A 207-nucleotide genomic window follows, 5' to 3' on the forward strand; every position below is an offset into this window, starting at 1 on the left:
AGACATTATGCGGTATTAGCAGTCGTTTCCAACTGTTGTCCCCCACCTCAAGGCATGTTCCCAAGCATTACTCACCCGTCCGCCGCTCGTCAGCAAAGTAGCAAGCTACTTTCTGTTACCGCTCGACTTGCATGTGTTAGGCCTGCCGCCAGCGTTCAATCTGAGCCATGATCAAACTCTTCAATTAAAAAGTTTTTATGTTCCGAA

The 207-nt window shown here is 47.8% G+C and carries 1 rRNA gene; it reads right to left on the bottom strand.

The window, feature by feature from the left end:
* Positions 1–187 (bottom strand): 16S ribosomal RNA (locus tag AN389_RS20060); the annotation flags it as partial.
* Positions 188–207: the final 20 nt, after the last annotated feature.

It is taken from the genome of Pseudoalteromonas sp. P1-7a (assembly GCF_001401855.1).
Classification (GTDB): domain Bacteria; phylum Pseudomonadota; class Gammaproteobacteria; order Enterobacterales; family Alteromonadaceae; genus Pseudoalteromonas.